18 protein-coding genes are annotated in these 22,853 nt (G+C 43.8%); 9 read left to right on the forward strand and 9 right to left on the reverse strand.

Going from position 1 to position 22,853, the window contains the following annotated elements:
• Nucleotides 1–6: 6 nt before the first annotated feature.
• Entirely contained in the window at nt 7–681 is a 675-nt protein-coding gene (locus tag ACNOGP_RS13985; protein ID WP_074557019.1) for a response regulator transcription factor, read from the reverse strand.
• A gap of 118 nt (nt 682–799) precedes the next feature.
• On the opposite strand from ACNOGP_RS13985, the gene ACNOGP_RS13990 reads away from it, so the two are divergent.
• Nucleotides 800–2,809, forward strand: a complete 2,010-nt coding sequence (locus tag ACNOGP_RS13990; protein ID WP_418213077.1) for a glycoside hydrolase family 97 protein — start codon at nt 800–802, stop codon at nt 2,807–2,809.
• Nucleotides 2,810–2,996: 187 nt separating this feature from the next.
• Here the strand turns inward: ACNOGP_RS13990 and ACNOGP_RS13995 are convergent, their stop codons facing one another.
• The 7 genes from ACNOGP_RS13995 to ACNOGP_RS14025 form a co-directional block, all read right to left on the reverse strand.
• Entirely contained in the window at nt 2,997–4,661 is a 1,665-nt protein-coding gene (locus tag ACNOGP_RS13995; protein WP_195533918.1) for a long-chain fatty acid--CoA ligase, read from the reverse strand.
• Between the two features lie 131 nt (nt 4,662–4,792).
• Nucleotides 4,793–6,256 (reverse strand): potassium/proton antiporter, encoded by a 1,464-nt coding sequence (locus ACNOGP_RS14000; RefSeq protein WP_418213078.1) that lies wholly within the window; start codon nt 6,254–6,256, stop codon nt 4,793–4,795.
• Between the two features lie 239 nt (nt 6,257–6,495).
• Nucleotides 6,496–8,127, reverse strand: coding sequence for a hydroxylamine reductase (hcp, locus tag ACNOGP_RS14005; RefSeq protein ID WP_182505727.1), 1,632 nt, complete (start codon nt 8,125–8,127; stop codon nt 6,496–6,498).
• Nucleotides 8,128–8,242: 115 nt separating this feature from the next.
• A complete protein-coding gene (locus ACNOGP_RS14010; protein ID WP_143865912.1) occupies nt 8,243–8,911 on the reverse strand; it encodes a Crp/Fnr family transcriptional regulator in 669 nt (222 codons plus the stop codon).
• 24 nt (nt 8,912–8,935) lie between these two features.
• Nucleotides 8,936–9,739 (reverse strand): hypothetical protein, encoded by an 804-nt coding sequence (locus ACNOGP_RS14015; protein ID WP_418213079.1) that lies wholly within the window; start codon nt 9,737–9,739, stop codon nt 8,936–8,938.
• The gene (locus ACNOGP_RS14020) at nt 9,720–10,535 is read right to left on the reverse strand and encodes a metallophosphoesterase family protein (RefSeq protein ID WP_143865807.1); all 816 of its coding nucleotides are present in this window, start codon (nt 10,533–10,535) and stop codon (nt 9,720–9,722) included. Before ACNOGP_RS14020 ends, ACNOGP_RS14015 begins: the two co-directional genes overlap by 20 nt.
• Before the next feature lie 127 nt (nt 10,536–10,662).
• Nucleotides 10,663–12,021 carry an MATE family efflux transporter gene (locus ACNOGP_RS14025; protein WP_418213080.1) on the reverse strand — a complete coding sequence of 453 codons (1,359 nt, stop codon included), beginning with the start codon at nt 12,019–12,021 and terminating at the stop codon, nt 10,663–10,665.
• A 172-nt stretch (nt 12,022–12,193) separates the two neighbouring features.
• On the opposite strand from ACNOGP_RS14025, the gene ACNOGP_RS14030 reads away from it, so the two are divergent.
• From ACNOGP_RS14030 to ACNOGP_RS14040, 3 genes are all read left to right on the forward strand, one after another.
• On the forward strand, nt 12,194–12,844 hold the full coding sequence (locus ACNOGP_RS14030; RefSeq protein WP_418213081.1) for an HAD family hydrolase: 651 nt from the start codon (nt 12,194–12,196) through the stop codon (nt 12,842–12,844).
• Between the two features lie 116 nt (nt 12,845–12,960).
• A complete protein-coding gene (gene panB / locus ACNOGP_RS14035) occupies nt 12,961–13,782 on the forward strand; it encodes a 3-methyl-2-oxobutanoate hydroxymethyltransferase (protein WP_007755208.1) in 822 nt (273 codons plus the stop codon).
• A gap of 8 nt (nt 13,783–13,790) precedes the next feature.
• A complete protein-coding gene (locus ACNOGP_RS14040) occupies nt 13,791–14,945 on the forward strand; it encodes an MFS transporter (RefSeq protein ID WP_418213082.1) in 1,155 nt (384 codons plus the stop codon).
• A gap of 172 nt (nt 14,946–15,117) precedes the next feature.
• Here ACNOGP_RS14040 and ACNOGP_RS14045 read toward each other — a convergent pair whose 3' ends face one another.
• On the reverse strand, nt 15,118–17,334 hold the full coding sequence (locus tag ACNOGP_RS14045) for a RelA/SpoT family protein (RefSeq protein ID WP_418213083.1): 2,217 nt from the start codon (nt 17,332–17,334) through the stop codon (nt 15,118–15,120).
• Nucleotides 17,335–17,440: 106 nt separating this feature from the next.
• Here ACNOGP_RS14045 and ACNOGP_RS14050 point away from each other — a divergent pair, with 106 nt between their 5' ends.
• From ACNOGP_RS14050 to ACNOGP_RS14070, 5 genes are all read left to right on the forward strand, one after another.
• Nucleotides 17,441–18,958 (forward strand): DUF4301 family protein, encoded by a 1,518-nt coding sequence (locus ACNOGP_RS14050; RefSeq protein ID WP_418213084.1) that lies wholly within the window; start codon nt 17,441–17,443, stop codon nt 18,956–18,958.
• A gap of 163 nt (nt 18,959–19,121) precedes the next feature.
• Nucleotides 19,122–19,745 carry a chloramphenicol acetyltransferase gene (locus ACNOGP_RS14055; protein ID WP_143865818.1) on the forward strand — a complete coding sequence of 208 codons (624 nt, stop codon included), beginning with the start codon at nt 19,122–19,124 and terminating at the stop codon, nt 19,743–19,745.
• Between the two features lie 33 nt (nt 19,746–19,778).
• Nucleotides 19,779–21,008, forward strand: coding sequence for an acyloxyacyl hydrolase (locus ACNOGP_RS14060; RefSeq protein ID WP_418213085.1), 1,230 nt, complete (start codon nt 19,779–19,781; stop codon nt 21,006–21,008).
• 23 nt (nt 21,009–21,031) lie between these two features.
• The gene (locus ACNOGP_RS14065) at nt 21,032–21,595 is read left to right on the forward strand and encodes a Crp/Fnr family transcriptional regulator (RefSeq protein WP_195533926.1); all 564 of its coding nucleotides are present in this window, start codon (nt 21,032–21,034) and stop codon (nt 21,593–21,595) included.
• Between the two features lie 97 nt (nt 21,596–21,692).
• Nucleotides 21,693–22,844 (forward strand): acyltransferase family protein, encoded by a 1,152-nt coding sequence (locus tag ACNOGP_RS14070; protein ID WP_418213086.1) that lies wholly within the window; start codon nt 21,693–21,695, stop codon nt 22,842–22,844.
• The last annotated feature ends 9 nt before the right edge of the window (nt 22,845–22,853 follow it).

Genomic DNA, 22,853 nt, shown 5'->3' on the forward strand with positions numbered 1-22,853 from the left:
GGGAGTTTAAGTATTCATGATATATCCTAGTCCTACGACTGTATGGATCAGCTTTTTATCAAAGTCACGATCAATCTTTACCCGGAGATAGTTCACATAAACATCTACGATATTGGTATTGGTGTCAAAGTTCTTGTCCCATACATCTTTGAGCAAGGTGATACGTGAGAGGGCAACCCCTTGATGGGTCATGAAATATTCGAGCAGGCGGTATTCTTTAACGGTGAGGTCGATGTCTGTCTCACCTCTTCTGGCTTTCCGGGTATTGCAGTCCAGCACCAGATCGTCGCAAGTCAATAGATTGGAAGCTGCTTCCTTGTTGCGTCTCAATAGGGCTTTGATGCGCGCTTCCAGCTCCTGAAAACTAAAAGGTTTGACGAGATAATCGTCTGCTCCCGCATCCAGTCCTTTAACAATGTCTTCCGTTGTACCCAAGGCCGTCAGCATAATAACCGGAGTCTGATACCCGAACATCTGGCGGTAAAGGTGGCAAAGTTCCAGACCGTTTATTTTAGGCATGATAATGTCCAGTATCAAAAGGTCGAAAGGCTCGTCCTGAAGGATTTTCCAACCGGCGTTCCCGTCATGGCAGACGCTTACCGAATGCCCGAATTCTTTGAGTCCCCGTTCGATGAAAGAGGCGATATTAATTTCATCTTCAACCAATAGTATCTTTGCCATAATTCAGATTGTTTATGTGCAAAGATACTTTTTTCCTGGCATCCGGAGAAAGAAATCTGCGCTACATTTAAGTGTTTCTTCTTTTTGAGTTGTACTATATACAAACAATAGATATGCTATGAAAATAAATTGTGTCATTGGAGCTTTTCTGTGTGTGCTGGGATGTTACGGGTGTAGCAGTCCGAAAACAGAAGTGAAATCGCCGGACGGTCATATCAAAATGGCTTTAACAGTAGACGACAACGGCAAACCGTTGTATAACGTTTTAGTAGGTGACTCATTGTTGATTGAAAATTCGACTTTGGGATTTACGGAGAAAAACGGTATCGACCTGGGCGGAGGATTTCAGATAAAAAACACGACTTTCGACAGTAAAGATGAAACATGGACTCAACCATGGGGTGAAAATAAAACCAATAGGAATCATTATAATGAGATGGCAGTAAATCTGGTCAATAAAGATCAGGTGGAGTTAACGCTTCGTTTCCGTGTGTTTGATGATGGGGTAGGGTTCCGTTATGAATATAATGTGCCCGCAGCGGATTCCCTATTGATTACGGATGAATTGACAACTTTCCGTTTTCGTCAGGACGGTACATCATGGTCTATTCCTGCCAGCGCCGAAACTTATGAATTGCTTTATGCGCAACGTCCCATTTCCGAGGTGGAGACAGCCAACACTCCTTTCACCTTTAAAACTGCCGATGGTGTCTACGGAAGTATTCATGAAGCGGCATTGTACGATTTCTCGGAAATGACTTTGAAGCAGGCAGGAAACTATACGTTGAAAGCTGAACTTGCTCCATGGCCTGATGGTGTGAAAGTGCGTAAAGGTAATCATTTCACTACTTCCTGGCGTACTATTCAGATTGTTCCGGATGCCGTTAGTCTGATTAATTCGGCTATGATTTTAAATCTGAATGAACCAAGTAAAATAGAAACGACCGATTGGATTCGTCCGATGAAATATGTAGGTGTATGGTGGGGAATGCATCTCGGCGTAGAAACCTGGAAGATGGATGAACGTCATGGAGCCACTACTGTCAATGCCAAGAAATACATTGATTTTGCCGCTGCCAATCAGATTGAAGGCGTTTTGTTTGAAGGTTGGAATGAAGGCTGGGAAAGCTGGGGTGGTATGCAAAACTTTGACTTTACGAAACCGTATGCTGACTTTGACATTGATGAAGTGGTTCGTTATGCAAAGGAAAAAGGAGTTGAAGTTATCGGCCATCACGAGACCGGAGGGAATATTCCCAACTATGAGCGCCAGATGGATCATGCTATGCAATGGTACACAGACCATGGTATCCATGTCCTGAAGACAGGATATGCGGGAGCTTTCCCGAATGGTTATCTTCATCACAGCCAATATGGGGTCAACCACTATCAGAAAGTGGTGGAAACAGCTGCCCGTCATAAAATGACGCTGGATGCGCACGAACCTATTAAAGATACCGGTATCCGTCGTACATGGCCTAATATGATGACACGTGAAGGAGTGAGAGGGATGGAATGGAATGCATGGAGCGAAGGAAATCCTCCGTCTCATCATGTCATGTTGCCGTTCACCCGTATGCTGTCCGGTCCGTTGGATTATACACCGGGTACGTTTGATATTTTGTTTCTGAACACCAAAGATTCTCCCTGTCGCCAGAAATGGAACGATCAGGATAAAGGAAACAGCCGTGTGAATACAACATTGGCGAAACAGCTTGCTAACTGGGTGATTTTGTATTCTCCCTTGCAGATGGCATCTGATATGATTGAAAATTATGAAGGCCATCCGGCTTTCCAGTTCTTCCGAGATTTCGATCCGGATTGTGACGAATCGAAAGCATTGGCAGGAGAACCGGGGGAATTTGTAGCCATCGTGCGTAAAGCAAAAGGCAACTATTTCTTGGGAGCGGCAACGAACGAGAAACCCCGTACACTGGAAATAAAACTGGATTTCCTGGAACCGGGCAAACAGTATAAAGCTGTCATCTATGCGGATGGAGAGAATGCGGATTGGAAATCAAATCCTACGGATTACCGGATAACGGAACAAACGGTTACTTCTGAAAATACGTTGAATATACGAATGGCTGCCGGAGGCGGACAGGCTATTTCATTTATGGCACTTTAAAAAGATCGATTGATTATAAAGTTAGACTGTTAATAATGGAAATAGGATTCGTTTTTAGGTAGAAAGATAGAAAAACAGGTAGTATAAATAAAGTTAGTTAGAGGTTAGAAAAAACGGTGGACAGTGTTGAGGCTATCCACCGTTTTTGTTTTTATTTGCGAGAATACTTTTCTTATTATGGGGGATATTATCCCTTTGCTTCCTGATACATAAAGCGCTTGATTGACTTTTTCGCAGTCTTTTCAAATTCTTCAAAATGGATTTTAATCTTGCTTATTTGAGAATAGTTAGGAAGCTGTTGATTCAATTCGATACGGTTTTGCTCCATTACTTTCTGAATATCCGTCTGCTGCAATCCATGAGCGAAAGCATCGTCGAAATCCGGGTAGATCAGGGCTACCAGTTTTTCGTGCTGTAAGACGATCAGTGACTCCGAAACATACGGCATGTTGTTCAGCTTGCTTTCAATTTCTTCGGGATAGATATTCTGTCCGCTAGAGGTGAGAAGCAGGTTCTTACTACGTCCGCGGACGGTTACATTTCCTTCCTCGTCTATAGTGCCTAGATCACCTGTATGCAGCCAGCCATTTACGTCAATGATTTGTGCAGTAGCTTCTTGATTTTTATAATAGCCCAACATAAGGTTGGCTCCTTTACAGATGATTTCTCCTGCATGAGTCTTAGGGTCCGGGGAATCGATTTTTACTTCCATTCGCGTCGTCGCTTTCCCGCATGAAGCAAGTTTCAGGTTTTCCCAGCGGCTGGAGCAAATGATCGGACCACATTCTGTCATACCGTAAGCGATGGTGTAGGGGAAACCTATTTTTTTGAGGAAGGCTTCTACTTCAGCATTGAAAGGAGCGCCGCCGATAATGATTTCATCAAAATTACCGCCGAATATCTCCATAGCAGCTTGTCGTGCCAACGATTTGATCTTATCGTTTACAATGGGTACTTTAAGCAGTAGTTTACCGATTTTGCTGTCTACTTTGGGAAGAATATCCTTTTTTATAATTTTTTCTACAATCAATGGTACGCAGGAGATGACTCTGGGCTTTATCTCCGAAAACGATTGGGAAATAATCTTAGGAGACGGCATACGTGTCAGGAAATAGATGTGTGCGCCTGCCGAGAATCCGTATAGGAAGTCGTATACCATTCCAAATACATGTCCCATAGGAAGCATGGAAACGATATGATCTCCCGGTTTGACGGGAAGCATTTCAAAACAGTAGGCAACATTTGACCAGATACTGCGATAGGGGAGCATTACTCCTTTAGAATATCCTGTAGTGCCGGATGTATAATTGATGATTGCCAGTTCTTCCGGTCTGTCTTTTCGGTAACAGATATGTTCAGGACGGAAGTTCTTTGGATAACGTTGTCCGTAAATGGCATTCCGGTGTTCGAAAGCGTATGTGAGCTTTTCGTTGCGCGACACTAAAGAGGAGAAATCTGCCAATGATGCAATACCTTCTAATAAAGGCATTGCATCCTCATTCAGGTTTTCCCAAGCTTGATCGCCTACAAAAAGTAGTTTGGCTTCAGAATGGTTGACGATATTATGAATATTGTCTGCTTTGAATTCATGCAAAATAGGAACAATCACAGCTCCATAAGTGATGGTGGCCAAGAAAGTAACTGCCCAATGGGCACTGTTACGTCCGCAAACCGCTATTTTATCTCCCGGCTGGATTCCGGCACTTTCCAAAACAATGTGAAATTTAGCAATTTTACGTGCTACATCCTTATATTGGAGGGTAATTCCTTTATAGTCGGTCAGGGCATCTCTGTCCCAGTTTTTGATGATACTTTGCTCAATATAATCAATGAACTGATGTTCTTGTTCCATTTTGTTTTTGCACATTTAGTTTAAAACTGCGCAAAATTAATATATCATTAACGTAAACCGAATTTTAAAATCAAGTTTTACGGTTAATTAACGAAGGAATTCTGACATAATTTTACATTTCTTTTCAAATGTTATTCAGAATCAGACTCTTCTTTGGATTTCTCGGAAATAAGCAGCAACTTATCTCCTTCGTGCAATTTCAATGTTCCGTTAGGGATCAGGAATTCATCTTTGCGCTTCACAATCATGACTAGTGTACCTTTTGGCAGGTTCATATCTTTCAATGTATCTGCCTCTTCCAGCATTTCGCGGGTGACAGTCATATCACTGAGATCAGAATCAATCTCCTCAGGCAGTTCCACCCCGAAATCGTTTCCTGTCTTTGCCAAAGGTTCGGAGAGGTGTAATATGCGGGCTACAAAAGAAATTGTGGTTCCTTGTACGACCAATGAAACGATGGTAATGAAGAATACGATATTGAATATAATATTCGAACCCTCTACTCCTGCCACTACCGGATAAGTAGCAAAGATGATAGGAACTGCGCCGCGTAATCCTACCCAAGATACAAAAACGCGTGACTTCATTGTGATTTTCCGGAATGGGAGTAGGCAGAGGAATACGCTTAACGGGCGACCGATAAGAATCATGAATACACCGATCAGCAGAGCGACAGCGGTTACTTCTAGCATTTCGTGAGGATTGACTAGCAATCCCAGACAGAGGAACATAATGATCTGGAACAGCCAGGTAAGTCCGTCCATGAATGTATAAATCTCCTTACGGTGCATAATTTTATTATTACCCACCATCATACCGGCGATGTATACAGCCAGATATCCATTACCTTTCATTAAATCGGTGATGGAGAAAGTGAAGAAAACGAATGCCAATAGCAGGATAGGATATAATGCCTGGTTATCGATATTAAGCTTGTTTAGCATTCGGATAGCCAGTTTCCCGAGTATATATCCTGCAGCAGCACCTACGATAAACTGAATGATAAAAGAAGCGGCAATAGCGCCGACTCCCATACCCGCTGATTGGATAAACTGTATCAGAACAATGGTAAGCATATAAGCCATCGGGTCATTACTTCCACTTTCCAACTCCAGCATGGGACGTAAGTTGTGCTTCAGATTCATCTTTTGCGAACGGAGAATAGCGAAGACCGAAGCCGAATCTGTGGAAGACATGGTAGAGGCTAACAGCAGGGAAGTGGTGATAGGCAAATAAATGTTCGTCCAACTCATACCGGATAGCCACCAAATGAAGAGCCCCGTAAAAAGAGCTGTGAGCAATACTCCGACAGTGGATAAGACGATACCCGGTCCTAAAATAGGTTTGATTTCTTTGAATTTCGTGTCCATACCTCCTGAGAAAAGGATGATACTCAAGGCAACCATACCGATAAATTGGGCTTCTTTGGCATTATGGAATTGGAGACCGAGTCCGTCACTTCCGAATGCCATTCCTACAACGAGGAACAGTAACAAAGTAGGTACGCCGAAACGGTATCCGGTTTTTCCAACAACAATGCTGACGAAAAGTAAGATAGAACCGATAAGTAAGGTGTTTTCTGCTGTAAATATCATATGCTATATATTATAAAGTTATAAGAATGTCGCATTATTTTTCACTGTGCGAAGTTACATATATTTAGCAACAAATGAAATACCTGTTTTGATGTATTTTTGTCAAAAATGGTAGTTAAATTGTCTAAAAAGGTCAATCTGATACTCGGAAATAGCTAATTGTGAGAATATGAAAACAGGCTCGAATCATGCAGATCGCATCATTCGAGCCTGATTGATGAATATTTAGGATAAAATACTTATGACAAGAACTTCATGATATCTTCGTCTACGGTGCTGATTCCGCCGATACCGAATTGTTCTATCAGTACATTCTTTATGTTTGGTGAAAGGAAGGCGGGAAGAGTCGGTCCTAAATGGATATTCTTCACTCCCAATGCCAATAAAGCTAATAATACAATTACTGCTTTCTGTTCATACCAGGCAATATTGTAGACGATAGGGAGTTTATTGACATCATCCAATCCGAATATTTCCTTTAATTTCAGGGCAATGACTGCCAATGAGTAACTGTCATTACATTGTCCAGCATCCAATACGCGGGGAATACCGTTAATGTCTCCCAAAGCCAATTTATTGTATCGGTATTTTGCACAGCCGGCGGTCAATATAACCGTGTCGTTCGGCAGTTTTCGGGCAAATTCCGTATAATATTCGCGGCTTTTCATGCGCCCGTCGCAGCCTGCCATTACAAAGAATTTGCGGATAGCTCCGCTTTTTACAGCATTCACTACTTTATCTGCCAAAGCTGTCACTTGTGCATGGGCGAAGCCTCCGATAAGCGTTCCGCTTTCGATGGCTACCGGTGGCTGGCACTGTTTGGCATGGGCGATCAGTGCGGAGAAATCTTTGGGCTTTCCGTCTTTACGTTCAGGAATATAGTGTGCTCCTTCCAGACCACATGCACCTGTAATGTAGATACGGTCTTTGTAGGTAGCGTTCGCACGTGGAGGAACGATACAGTTGCTTGTGAATAAGATAGGACCATTGAAGCTCTCAAATTCTTCTTTCTGTTTCCACCAGGCGTTTCCGTAATTTCCGACCAGATGTTTATATTTCTTCAGTTGAGGGTAGTAGTGTGCGGGGAGCATTTCACTGTGGGTGTATACATCTACTCCGGTACCTTCGGTCTGTTTCAACAATTCTTCGATATCTTTCAGATCGTGTCCACTAATGAGAATTCCCGGATTGTTATGTACACCGATGTTTACTTCTGTGATTTCGGGGTTACCGTAACTGCTAGTATTGGCTTTATCCAGTTGTGCCATAGCGGATATTCCATGTTTACCTGTTTCCAAAGTCAATTGAACTAATTCTTCTACTGTGATGTCGTTGCGGGTTAATTCGGCTAATGCATATTGCATAAAAGCGAAGATTTCCGGAGATTGATAACCGAGATTATGTGCATGTTCCACGTATGCAGCCATACCTTTTAGTCCATAATGTACCAATTCCTTTAATGAGCGAATATCTTCGTCAGGAGTGCGGAGTACACCTACGGTTTTGGATTTCTCCTCAAATTCCTTCTCACTGCCTTCCCAAAGACATTCATCAGGAGCATTTTTTATAGTTACTTTGCTACCGAGCTCTTTTTTCAGTTTCAGTCCTTCTTTGATTTTCCGGGTGATGGCCTCTTTGTCAAAGTTGGCGTTAGTGATGGTGATGAACAGTGCATCGTAGATAAATTGGTCTGCTTTTTCCGAAGGATGTCCTTCTTTGCGCAGATGTTCGTTGTATACAGCGATTCCCCGTACTACAAAAAGTAGTAAGTCTTGCAGGTTAGCCACTTCGGATGTTTTACCACATACTCCTTTCAAGGTACAACCTGTACCCATTGCTGTCTCTTGACATTGATAACAAAACATACTCATAACTTTTACGTTTTAATTAGTCTTTCAGTTTATTGAACGCAAAAGTAGGGCAAAGGTTTTACGTGATTCTGTAACTAATGTTACAACAATGAATATTTTTTTGTCTGAATACTCATTATTGGATAAGCCGGACTAGTTCTTCTTTCTGTAAAATAGTGATATGTTTACGGTCGGCTATCAATAATCCGTCTTCCTGCATATGTGCCAGTTCACGGGCGAGGGAAGGGCGGGATACTCCGAAGTAATCACTCAATTCCTGTTGTGAACGGTCGAGGATAATGTATGATTGTTGTTGCTGTTTGTAGAGCCGAAGCAGGTAAGAAGCCAGTTTCTGTCGAATCGTTTTGAATGACATAAAGAAAAGTTTATCCGACAAAGTACGGGCATAGTTGGCGGAAAGATTCATATAGTTCTCCAAAAATTGTTCGTTCTTGCGAAAGAGATTCAAAACGCTTGGTTTGGGAAGTTCGATAACCTCGGTCAACTCGTTGGCTGTTACTTCTACCGGATAACGGTTGTCCTCACCGAACAGAAATAAAGGAGCGAGTGCTCTTGGCGCAGCTATATCCTCTACTTTGATAAGCCGTCCCGAGTAATCGATCATTTCTCCGCGCACACTTCCTTTTATCAAGATTATAAGACGATTGCATACGTCTCCTTGCCGTGCCAGGATTTCCCCTTTCTTATATGAACGGGCGTGAAAACTAACTTCTTCCAGGTTGGCAGAGAGTTTTTCCGGAGTAATTCCCCGAAATAGCGGATTGTTGGTGAGGGTATGTATCATCATTATAAGTCATTGTAATTTTGTTTATAACCATTGGAATTTTAGTCCGAAAGACAAGCTGAGATAATCACGAGGACGCAGATAGCTGTTAGTAGCAGCACTGATCACATAAAGATCACAAGTACTGATTTCATAGAAAAATGTTACGGACTTGGCTAGAAACCTACGTTGCGGGTCAATATCGTAAGTCAGGCGTTGTCCCATGAAAATGTGAAAACGTACTTTGCTTGAAAAACCATAATAACCTTTTGGATAGCGTTCCGGTTCATTTACCCAAAACTGATCCCCAAATACGGTATTCATGTATAGGCCACAAGTAAAGGGTTCTGTAGAGAATCCTTTTCCTATATTAATACTCCACGGCATGTAGTTTTGTTTAAGAGTCATGGTTATTTTAGCCTTTTTTGAAGAATACTTCGGGATAAATCCAAGCAATAAATCAGTCTCCCATTGATTATGTTTTCCGTAATCCCATCCCGTACCAAAAGAAAGTAATCCCATGTTGCCGGCAAACTGTATCTTAGAGTGGGTAGGAATGATTCGTTCCCAATTTCTGCGGAAACGGTGAACCCGTTTATCGTAACGGGTATGTTTAACTTTTTTCGATGCAGCGGGCAATACGGAGTCTGCTTTGATAATCGTAAATAAAGAATCTCCGGCTTGGAAGGCGATAATTGAGTCAGCCTTGATGATGAAGCGCAATGAATCGGCTTTATACGTGTTGATAATTGTATCTGTTTTGTAAGTAGCCGAGACCGGACCGGAGATAGAGAGAAGTATTGATAATACTCCCGTCCATAAAATATATTTAGTATTCAACCAATTCATAATCAGGATTTTCAGAGGTGCTTTCCGGAGTTATAGTGAATACCAGATAAGTACGGTAATCCATACAATCACTGGTTATATAATGTATTCCATCATCAAAGAGTATGTCATCCCGAAAATGATGGGTATGTGCAGCCGTGCAAAACTGTAGGCCCTTATACTGAGTGACATAGTGTTGGAAAACTTTTACTACATTGTTATTGAACACGTCTGTATCTGGGCGTGCGTGCATACATACCACACTCTTTTCAAATTCATCACTTCTGTTTGTTATCTCTTCTTCCATAAAGGTGAAGTTTGGAATGGGCTCGGAGTAGTCATATTCTAAAGCGTTCGTATTGAGACAGACGAACTTCACGTTGCCTGCTATAAAAGAAAAGTTGGTAGGGCCGAATACTGCTTTATAAGTTTCTTCTCCTGTTCCCAGACAATCATGATTTCCGATAAGGGCTACATAAGGTACTTTTAACCCGTTCATGATATCCCGTTGCCAGAGAAACTCTTTGGTCACTCCAAAATCACTCATATCTCCTCCATGGATTACAAAGTCAATATCATCCCGTTTATTGATCTCTTTTACGAAGTCCTCCGTTGCGTCATACCAACGTTGTGAATCTCCCATTGCAGCAAAACGGATTGTAGTTTTGCCTTTGCAATTTGCTTCTATCTTTTCCATATTATGTGCATTGACATTTGTCTCACCACTGATGCGGACATCGTACGGATGGTAATCTATCATACCGCATCCTGCGAGAAACAGGCACGATAAAAGCCCATATAAATTCTTTCTCAACATAGTTTAATCGTTTGTAGTTTTGAAAACTTTATGCAAATATAGAGTTTTCAATCGGATGGGCAATTGATAAATCCCTAATTAGGACTGATTGAACAATAAAAATGAGAAAATGAACAGTAACTATCCTTTATTCAGCTATCGGCTGTTGTTTCGATACCTTTTTAATATATATCATCAAGCTGATTACTGCTGTGATAAAGGCTAAAGCATCCGACACCGGCATACTGATCCAAATACCTTTCAATCCCCACCAATTCGGGAAAAGCAACAGGCAGGGCAGAAGATAAAGCAACTGTCGCGTCAGGGATAAGAAAATGCTTATTTTCGCTTTTCCGATACTTTGGAAGAAGTTACCGATAACAATCTGTGCTCCTACGAATGGGAACATAAGTACTGCCAAGCGAAGCCCTTCTACTGCCAGATTAATCAATTCGTCACTGTCTGTGAAGAGGGCTGATACGGCATGAGGGAATAGTTCGCAAATCAGAAATCCGCTACTAGTGATAACCACCCCTGAAAGAATTCCCAGTCGTAAAGTCTGTTTGACGCGATTAAGTTTCTGTGCTCCGAAGTTATAGCCGACAATCGGCTGCATTCCCATCGTCAATCCTAATACAATCATTACGTAAAGAGTCAGCAGCCGGTTGATGATACCATACGCGCCGATAGCCATATCTCCTCCGTGTTCCTGTAGACTATTATTGATAATAATGACAATAATGCAAGCGCAAACATTCATTAGGAAAGGTGACATGCCGATAGCGAAAATGCTCTCTACGATTCTCCCTTTCATCTTCCAGATTGTTCCTTCGAAGTGCACTGTACTCTCTTTCTGCATGAAGTGACTTACCACCCATACCATGCCGATGAGCTGTGAAATAACCGTTGCCGTAGCAGCTCCCCGCATTCCCCATTCAAAGTGGAAGATAAAGATAGGAGCGAGGATGATATTGGCAACTACCGTCACCATCGATGTAAGCATTGCTTTCTTCGGATACCCGGTAGCGCGCATCACATTGTTCAATCCTATCATTGTATAAGTAATAGGAGTTCCCAACAAGATTACCTGCATGAAACTGCGTGCGTATGGAAGTGTGTCGTGACTGGCACCGAAAAACAGCAGGATATCATCGAGAAAGATAAAGGACAATATTCCGAAGAAGACAGAATTGGTGATACAAAGCATAAGCGTGTGTGACAGGATTTCCGTAGCACCTTTCAGATCCTTTTGTCCCAATCGAATAGAGGCAAGGGTTGATCCGCCTGCCGATACCAATGTACAGAAAGCGACTACGAGATTCATCAGAGGGAAACTGATAGCCAGTCCTGCAATGGCCATTGCCCCCACACCATGTCCGATGAAGATACTGTCAATAATGTTGTAGATAGAAGTAATCGTCATTCCGATAATGGCAGGAATGGAATATTGTAGCAGTAACTTGCCGATACTTTCCTTTCCTAAGATATGTGGGTCGTTCTTGCTCATACGTTGGTCGATTCGTTGGATAAATAAAAGTCGATTTGTTGGATAAAAACGTCCGTTACGTTTTTTTTAGCATTGCAAAGGTACAAATTATTTGTCTGATTCGATGATTATTCGGAACTTTGCAGGCATAGATACACAAGGTTTAACGTTTTAGGTAAAAAGAAAGTTTCATATGAATACAACGAAAACAATTGCAGCGCTGTTCGACTTTGACGGTGTTATTATGGATACGGAAACACAGTACACCGTCTTTTGGGACGAGCGGGGACGTAAATATCTGAATGAGGAAGATTTCGGACGTCGTATCAAAGGGCAGACGCTGACGCAAATCTACGAGAAATACTTTTCAGCTCTTCCGGAAGCCCGGCAGAAAATCACAGCAGACCTCAATGTTTTTGAGAAACAGATGTCCTATGAATATATTCCCGGAGTGGAAGCTTTTATCGCCGAACTCCGTCGTCATGATGTGAAGATAGCCGTAGTAACCAGCTCTAATGAAGAGAAGATGCAGAACGTCTACAATGCTCATCCCGAGTTTCCGGCAATGGTAGACCGTATTCTTACCGGAGAGATGTTTGCCCGTTCCAAACCTGCTCCCGATTGTTTCCTTCTAGGGATGGAAGTATTTGGAGCTACTCCAGAAAACACATACGTCTTTGAAGATTCTTTTCATGGTCTGCAGGCGGGAATGACTTCCGGTGCAACCGTGATCGGTCTTGCTACAACCAATTCCCGCGAAGCCATTACCGGAAAAGCACATTATATAATGGATGACTTTACCGGAATGAGTTATGAGAAATTGCTGTCTCTGACAAGGGATTGAGAGGATTTTTTGCATTTCCTTCTCTGTTATGAATTAAATGTTATAACTTTGCCCCCGATTTTCGGGTAGCGCCAATGCTGCCCCGATTTTAATTTATAATTTTTAATTAGAAAGAAATGGCTGGTTATATATCAGATGACACAAGAAAGGTGACGACACATCGCTTGGTTGAAATGAAACAGAGAGGCGAAAAGATTTCAATGCTTACTTCCTACGATTACACGATGGCGCAGATTGTGGACGGTGCGGGGATAGACGTAATCCTTGTAGGCGATTCCGCTTCCAATGTAATGGCAGGTAACGTGACTACATTGCCTATCACGCTTGACCAGATGATCTACCATGCAAAATCTGTGGTGCGTGGTGTAAAACGTGCTATGGTGGTGGTGGATATGCCTTTCGGTTCCTATCAAGGCAACGAGATGGAAGGTCTTGCTTCCGCTATCCGCATCATGAAAGAAAGTCATGCTGACGCTTTGAAGATGGAAGGCGGAGAAGAAATCATCGATACGGTGAGACGCATTGTCGGTGCAGGTATTCCGGTGATGGGACATTTGGGATTAATGCCGCAGTCTATCAACAAATACGGAACCTATACCGTGCGCGCCAAAGATGACGCCGAAGCGGAAAAATTGATTCGTGACGCCCATTTGCTGGAAGAAGCAGGTTGTTTCGCTATTGTTCTTGAAAAGATTCCCGCAACCCTTGCAGAACGTGTAGCCGGTGAGTTGACTATACCTATTATTGGTATCGGTGCCGGTGGACATGTAGATGGCCAGGTGTTGGTGATTCAGGATATGTTGGGCATGAATAATGGTTTCCGTCCCCGTTTCTTGCGTCGTTATGCCGATTTGTACACAGTGATGACCGATGCTATCAGTCGTTATGTGTCCGACGTAAAGAACTGCTACTTCCCCAACGAGAAGGAACAATATTAAAGCAATATATGGCAGTTACATTGTGGACAGCACATTTTATACGGATATGTATAGCTAATTTGCTGTTGTTTGTGTCCTTGTATGTGTTATTTCCGGTACTCTCCGTTGAGATGGCAGACCGTCTCGGAGTGCCGGTGGCACAGACAGGAGTAATCTTTCTTTTTTTTACATTGGGAATGTTCCTGATCGGTCCTTTCCATGCCTATTTGGTGGACGCTTACAAACGGAAGCACGTATGTATATATGCTTTCGCTCTTATGGTGGCAGCGACGGTAGGCTATGCGTTTGTGACGAACCTTACGGAACTTATCCTGTTAAGCACTGTACAAGGATTGGCGTTCGGTGTAGCCACTACTGCGGGTATCACGTTGGCTATCGACATCACCAACTCTACGCTCCGTAGCGCAGGGAATGTCAGTTTTTCGTGGGTAGCCCGTTTGGGAATGATTCTAGGTATCGTTCTCGGAGTCTGGCTTTATCAGAGTTATCCAATCCGGAATTTGCTGTACGTATCCGTTATTGCCGGAGTGTTAGGGATTCTTGTCGTATCGGGAATATATGTACCTTTCCGTGCACCGATTGTCACCAGACTCTATTCTTTTGACCGTTTTCTACTGTTACGTAGTTGGATTCCGGCTATCAATATGATTCTGATTACGTTTGTTCCGGGATTGCTGATGCCTCTTGTACATCCTTTCCTGAATGATTCCATTTTGGGAAATACAGGTGTTTCAGTGCCTTTCTTTGTAGGAGTGGGGGGCGGTTACTTGGTATCTCTCTTGTTTGCTCGTCTCTTTTTCCTGAAAGAAAAAACATTGAGACTGGTAATTATGGGGCTTGGACTAGAGATTCTTGCCATATCATTGTTGAATAGTACTCCGATAGGCGTTTCTTCCATACTCCTGGGACTTGGATTAGGCTTTATCATGCCGGAGTTCCTGATTATGTTCGTGAAGCTATCCCATCATTGTCAACGGGGAACTGCAAATACCACTCATTTATTGGCTAGTGAAATGGGTATTTCTTTAGGTATCGCAACTGCCTGCTGTATGGAGTTGGATATAGACAGAATGCTTCATATCGGTCAGATAGTAGCTTCGATAGCTTTGATATTCTTTGTTTTGGTGACTTATCCTTATTATAAAAGGAAGAAAGTGCGATAGAATTCTTCACCACAGATTAACACAGATTTTCACAGATTAAAGAAAGAAAAGGCAAAATGCAGGATTGTGCAAATTAATGCAATTTATTTTGAACTCAGTCCTTTCGGAGTGGCTATACTGTACTTGTCTTTTTAATCTGTGAGAATCTGTGTTAATCTGTGGTGAAAAAAAACTAGTTCCGGCTCACTTGTTTCACTCCTTTCACTGTTCTTAGCTTTTTGATCAGCGCTTCCAGGCGACCTGTATCTCCAACCATGACCGTTAGTGTACCGGAGAACAGCCCGTCGTTTGAATCGATTCCTATGGAGCGTAGTGTGATTCCATTTTCCTTAGATATGATAGAAGTAATATTCGTCACAATGCCGATATCATCGTGCCCTACGACGCGCAGCGTAATGGGATACTGTGTCCCTTCCGACTTGCCTGCCCAACGGGCTTTCACAATCCGATAACCAAAACGTTCACGCATCTGATTGGCGTTCGGACAGTCTGCCCGGTGAATCTTTATCCCGCCACTTACCGTTACGAAACCGAATACATCGTCGCCATAGATAGGGTTACAACATTTTGCCAACTTGAATTCTAATCCTTTTAGATTCTGGTCGATTACGAGCACATCCTCTTTGGAGGTAGTCTCTTCCTGTGCCGCTTGCAGGTTGTACCCTTCAGCACTGCGGTAGACTATTTCGTCGCGCGTGTCGTTGTCCCGTTTCTGCTGCTCCACATATTTGTCCAGAATCTCGTTTACATCCAGCACACCATCAGCGATCTTCTGATAGAACTCCGTCACGTTTTTAAAGCCCAGACGCTTGATGAGGCGCATCATGGTCGCTTCATCATATTCCAGTTTGCGGTTTTTGAATTTTCGTTCAAGTGTTTCCTTTGCAAAGTCATGTTGGCGTGCCACCATTTCTTTGAGCGCCTGCCGTATCTTCGTGCGGGCTTTGGAGGTAGTTACGATGTTCAGCCAATCCTGCTTCGGAGTCTGGGTATTTGAAGTCATGATTTCCACCTGGTCGCCACTGTTCAACTTCTGCTTCAGTTGGACATTCTTGCCGTTTACTTTAGCGCCGATACATTTGCATCCCAGTTTGCTATGGATATGAAAGGCAAAGTCGAGTACCGTAGCCCCTTTTGCCAACTTGAACAAATCCCCTTTAGGAGTGAACACGAAAACCTCGTCCTCGTAAAGATCCATCTTGAACTGATCCATCATCTTCATTGAGTCGTTGTCTGCATTCTCCAACGCCTCTCGTACCGAAGTCAGCCATTCGTCCAGGCCCGTTTCTCCTTTGATACCTTTATATCTCCAGTGCGCGGCCAGTCCCCGTTCGGCAATCTCATCCATGCGGCGGGTACGTATCTGCACTTCCACCCATTTCCCTTCCGGTCCCATTACGGTGATATGCAATGACTCGTAACCGTTGCTTTTCGGAATCGACAGCCAGTCACGCAGACGCTTCGGGTTAGGCTGATACATATCCGTCACGATAGAATATACCTGCCAGCATTCCTGCTTTTCTTTTGCCGGGTCAGGTTCCGAATCCAGGATAATGCGGATAGCGAACAGATCATAAATACCCTCAAACGGGGTTTTCTGCTTCTGTATCTTGTTCCATATCGAATGAATGGATTTGGTACGTCCCTTGATGTCGAACTTCAAGCCCGCTTCCGTCACTTTCTTCTTGATCGGTTCGATAAAGGCTGCGATATACTTGTCGCGTGACGCCTTCGTCTCGTTCAACTTATCCTTTATAAAATAATAAGTATCCCGTTGTGTGTATTTCAGCGACAAGTCTTCCAATTCCGATTTCAGCTTATAGAGCCCCAGCTTATGTGCCAACGGAGCATACAGATAAGCAGCCTCGTTGGCCACCTTTATCCGGTCTTCCTCGTTTCCCGTATCCTTGATTTGGCGCATTACATTCACACGGTCGGCTATCATAATCAGGATCACACGCATATCTTCGGCAAAGGAGAGCAGGAGGTTACGGAAATTCTCCGACTCTATTGCCGGGCTCTTCGCATACAACTCATTCGTTTTCACCAACCCCTTGATGATACTCGCCACATCCTCTCCGTATTCCACGCTTACCTCGTCGATAGACAGAATATGCGTTTTTACAATCTCGTGCAGCATGATACCGATAAGGCACGAACCTTTCATTCCGATTTCTTCGGCTACGATGACTGCCGTTTGCAGATCTTTGATAACGGGATTCATCCCGAAGTTATTGCGTTGCAGCCCGTTACATTGGGCAGCTTTGATAAGATGATTCTTTAATTTTTGGCAATCCTTCCAGGAAATACTGTCTCCGGCAGATTGCATCAAGTGCCGATAGAGTGAAAAAAGCTCCTTTTTTTCCTCTGATGTAAAAAAGTCGTCCATATTCAATCTTGTTAATTCGATGTAAAATTACTTTTTTTATTGGTTATTCGGCAAGAAGTAAATAACATTTTGTATTTTTGGGCATCAATTAATAAAATTAGATATTATGATAACGACACAGGACAAAGAGTTGCTTGCCAAGAAAGGCATTACGGAAGCGCAAATAGCAGAGCAACTGGCTTGCTTCCAGACAGGTTTCCCTTATCTGAAACTGGATGCGGCTGCTTCCATTGAAAGAGGTATATTGGCTCCCAATGCAGAAGAACAGAAAGCTTATCTGGCAGCGTGGGACGCATATACAAATACGGATAAGACGATTGTAAAGTTCGTACCGGCTTCGGGTGCTGCAAGTCGTATGTTCAAGAACCTATTCGAGTTCCTTTCTGCGGATTATGACAAACCGACAACCAAGTTTGAACAAGCATTCTTTGCCGGTATCAAGGATTTTGCTTTTTATGACGATCTCGATGCAGCTTGCCGACGCATTACCGGGAAGAATATCGCCGGGTTGATGGAAGAAGGCAATTATAAAGCTGTGGTATCCGCATTGCTCGAAACTGCCGGCTTGAATTATGGTGCACTTCCGAAAGGTCTGCTCAAATTCCATAAATATCCCGAAGGCGCACGCACTCCATTAGAGGAACATTTGGCTGAAGGCGCCATGTATGCAGCCGGAAAGAGTGACAAAGTGAACGTACATTTCACCGTGTCTACCGAACACCGCGAACTTTTCAAGAAACTGGTGGAAGAGAAAGCCGGTGAGTTTGCCAAACGTTATGGAGTGGATTATTATATCACCTTCTCCGAGCAGAAGCCGAGTACCGATACGATTGCCGCTGATATGGACAACCAGCCGTTCCGTGATAACGGCAAACTCTTGTTCCGTCCGGGTGGCCATGGAGCATTGATCGAGAATCTGAACGATCTCGATGCGGATGTTATCTTCATCAAGAACATCGACAATGTAGTTCCCGATAAACTGAAAGCGGACACCGTTACTTATAAAAAACTGATTGCCGGTGTACTCGTTACCTTACAGAAACAGGCATTTGAATACCTCGAACTGCTCGACAGCGGAAAATATACGCACGAACAGATGATGGAAATGCTGCAATTCCTGCAAAAGAAACTTTTCTGCAAGAATCCGGAAACGAAAGACCTCGAAGATTCTGTGCTTGCTATTTACCTGAAGAACAAATTGAACCGTCCAATGCGCGTTTGCGGAATGGTGAAGAATGTGGGTGAACCGGGTGGCGGTCCGTTCCTGGCATACAACAGTGACGGAACGATCTCTCTTCAAATTCTTGAGAGCTCGCAGATCGACATGAACGATCCGCAGAAAAAGGAAATGTTCGAGAAGGGTACGCACTTCAATCCGGTGGACTTGGTATGTGCCGTGCGTGATTATAAAGGTCATAAGTTCGACTTGGTGAAATACGTAGACAAGGCGACCGGCTTTATCTCTTACAAGTCGAAAAACGGCAAGGAACTGAAAGCCCTCGAACTTCCCGGTTTGTGGAATGGTGCGATGAGTGATTGGAACACTGTTTTTGTAGAAGTGCCGCTTTCCACTTTCAACCCGGTAAAAACAGTGAACGACCTGCTGCGTGAGCAACATCAGTAATTGAATATATTCACCACAGATTACACGGATTAGCACAGATTATCAATATAGAGAATTTCAGTGTTTGCTGGGCTTTTTAAATTTCTCAATCGGGGTTTTAATCCGGAATCAATCTGTGATTATCTGTGTAATCTGTGGTGAAACTTAAAAAAGAGTGTTTAGAATGAATCAGATAGAGAAGATCATCGATATTGCTACTTGGAACAGAAGAGAACATTACGAACATTTCAGTGCTTTTGACGATCCGTTTTTCGGAGTGACCGTTCAGGTAGACTGTACGCGCACGTATCAGGAAGCCAAAGCCAAAGGTATATCTTTTTCCCTGTTAGTCCTCCACCGGATAACGACTGCCGCTGCTGCGGTAGAAGAATTCCGTTACCGCATCGAAGGCGATAAGGTGGTGTGCTATGACAGCCTTCTGCCCGAAGCCACTGTAGGTCGTGCCGACCATACTTTTTCTTTTGCCGCCTTTGAATACGATCCGGACGAACTCGTCTTTATCCGTCGTGCAAAAGCAGAGATGGAACGTTTGCAAGCCACTACGGGACTCAACAAAGGAGGCACTTTCCATCCCAATGCCATACATTATTCGGCAGTGCCGTGGCTCTCATTCACCGACATGAAGCACCCCACCAATATGCGTTCGGGCGACAGTGTTCCCAAAATCTCCACTGGAAAGTACTTCCGCGACGGAGAAAGACTGATGATGCCCGTTTCCGTAACCTGCCATCATGGATTGATGGACGGCTATCATGTGGCACAGTTCATTGAGAAGCTCCATTTGTAACTTCCGTTCTGAAAAGACAAACCAGACTATTATATGAGAGTAAAGATACCCGGATGGGAAATCGTTGTAATCTGTTCCGCCTTGCTTTTCCCCTTCACTTCGCTTTGTGCGCAGGAGGCAGACCAACCTTTCATTCACCGGTTTGGGATAGAGGCGCGGCCACAATACGTATTCCCCACCAATCCTTTCCTGCAAGGTGAGAACGAACGGTGGAAACCCATCCGGAGTTCATTTGCCGCTCATCTGAAATATTCTTTCAAGTATCGTCCCAACACCTGTGCCGACCGTATCTATGGCGGAGCTTATCAAGGTTTCGGCTTGGCCTTCACCACCTTTGGCGATAAAAAGCAGTTGGGTGATCCGATGACGTTCTACGTCTTTCAAGGTGCACGCATTGCCCGTTTCCATCCCCGCCTTTCGCTCAATTACGAATGGAACTTCGGTATCTCTGCCGGATGGCAGCCTTATGACAACGATTACAACTCCTACAACGGAGCCGTAGGTTCACGGGTGAATGCCTACCTCAACGCAGGTATCTACCTTAACTGGTCGCTTTCCCGTTATTTCGACTTTATCATCGGCGGAGACTTCACGCATTTCTCCAACGGCAACACCAAGTTTCCCAATGCAGGTATCAACACCACCGGAGCGAAAATCGGATTGGTGTACAACTTCAACCGGGAAGAAGCCGACCTCACTAAGTCATTGGTTCATCCCTACGTTCCCCGTTTTCCGCGACACATCAGTTATGACCTTGTGTTGTTCGGCTCGTGGCGCCGCAAAGGTGTCTATGTAGGCGAGAAACAGATTGCATCACCGGGCAGCTATCCCGTAGCGGGATTCAACTTTGCTCCGATGTATAACCTCAACTATAAGTTTCGTTTCGGGATTTCGCTGGATGGTGTCTATGACGGTAGTGCCAATGTATACACCGAAGATGCGCTGGTGGAGTACGATGCAGGCAGCGGTTCCTCCCGTCGTAAATTTCTCGTGCCGGGCATTCAGCATCAGCTTGCGCTGGGACTTTCCGGACGGGCCGAATACGTGATGCCGTTTTTTACCATCGGCGTCGGCTTGGGAACGAATGTGCTGGGGCGTGGTGATTTACGCGGACTGTATCAGGTCTTTGCGTTGAAGATCAATGTCACCCGGAGTTCATTCCTTCACATTGGTTACAATCTCCAGAATTTCCAGACCCCTAATTATCTGATGCTCGGTCTTGGTTTCCGTTTTAATAATAAATATCCTAAAGTACGTCATTAACTCCCAATACACCATTCCCCCAAATGGAAAATATCATTCGTAAAATCAAGCAAATCTATCCGGTTTCCGACGAAGCACTTCAAGCGCTTCAGGCGAATATGGAATTAAGGTATTATCCCAAAGATACCCGTATCGTTCAGTCAGGCGTCACAGACCGTCTGGTTTATTTTATTGAAGAGGGTATCACCCGTTCCGTATTCCACCACAACGGAGAGGACACCACTACGTGGTTCAGTCAGGAGGGCGACGTTACGTTCGGCATGGATTCGCTCTACTATCAGCAACCATCGGTAGAAAGCGTTGAAACGCTTTCCGATTGCAAAATCTACGTCATCCACATCGACAAGCTGAATGTCCTTTACGAAACATATATCGACATAGCCAACTGGGGAAGAATCCTGCATCAGAATGTGAATAAGGAGCTTAGCCACATGTTTGTGGAGCGCCTTCAACTTTCGCCCAAAGAACGCTACGAACAGTTCAACCGCCGCTATCCCGGAATGATAAACCGGGTAAAGTTGAAATATGTGGCTGCCTTTCTGGGTATTTCCATCTATACCCTTAGCCGGGTACGTGCTAAAAAATAGCAATTAGCCGGGCTTTTTTGCTTTAGAGCAAAGAAACTTCGTAGCGCAAACCGTATCTTTGCCCTCTGAAAATACTAACTTACTAATAGAAAAACAAATGTCGAACATTTCTGCTTCAGCCTTTTCAGATACCAAGGCTCATTATGAACTTCTTGACGGACTTCGCGGTGTGGCAGCCCTTATGGTGATATGGTATCACGTATTCGAGGGCTTCGCTTTTGCCGGTAATAGTGCTATTGAAACTCTGAATCACGGATATTTAGCCGTGGATTTCTTTTTTATCCTTTCGGGTTTTGTGATCGGTTACGCTTACGACGACCGTTGGGGTAAGAGTCTCACCATGAAAAATTTCTTTAAACGCCGGTTGATACGTCTTCATCCTATGGTTGTTCTGGGGGCTGTTCTAGGAGCTATCACGTTCTGCATTCAGGGTTCTGTGCAATGGGATGGAACGCACGTTGCCATATCCATGGTGATGCTGTCTCTTCTTTGCACGATATTTTTCATTCCTGCCATGCCGGGTGCGGGCTATGAGGTTCGTGGCAATGGCGAGATGTTTCCGTTGAATGGTCCGTGCTGGTCGTTGTTTTTCGAGTATATAGGCAATATCCTTTATGCCTTATTCATTCGCCATCTGTCTAATAAAGCGTTGGCTGTGATGGTGGTATTGCTGGGAGTGGCGTTGACGTTGTTCGCCATCTTCGATGTCTCCACTTATGGAAACATTGGGGTAGGGTGGACGCTGGATGGCGTAAACTTTCTGGGCGGATTATTGAGAATGCTTTTCCCTTTCTCTTTGGGTATGCTTTTATCCCGCAATTTCAAACCTGTGAAAGTGAAAGGTGCTTTCTGGATATGTACCCTTATATTGATTGCCCTGTTTTTCGTTCCTTATTTGGAGGGTGCAGAGCCGGTTTGTACGAACGGTGTGTATGAAGCGTTTTGTATTGTCGTTGCTTTCCCTATCCTTGTGTGGCTGGGTGCGTCGGGAAGTACGACGGATAAGCAGTCAACGCAGATATGTAAGTTCTTGGGAGATATATCTTATCCGATCTACGTGATACACTATCCGTTGATGTATCTGTTCTATGCATGGCTGATTAAGAATCAACTCTATACGCTGGGTGAGACTTGGCAGGTAGCTTTATGTGTTTATGCATTGTGCATTGTACTGGCTTATCTAAGCTTGAAATTCTATGACGAACCTTTACGCAAGTATTTGGCAAAGCGTTTTTTGAGCAAGAAATGATAGACGGTA

Source organism: Bacteroides difficilis, assembly GCF_048319815.1.
GTDB lineage: Bacteria > Bacteroidota > Bacteroidia > Bacteroidales > Bacteroidaceae > Bacteroides > Bacteroides zhangwenhongii.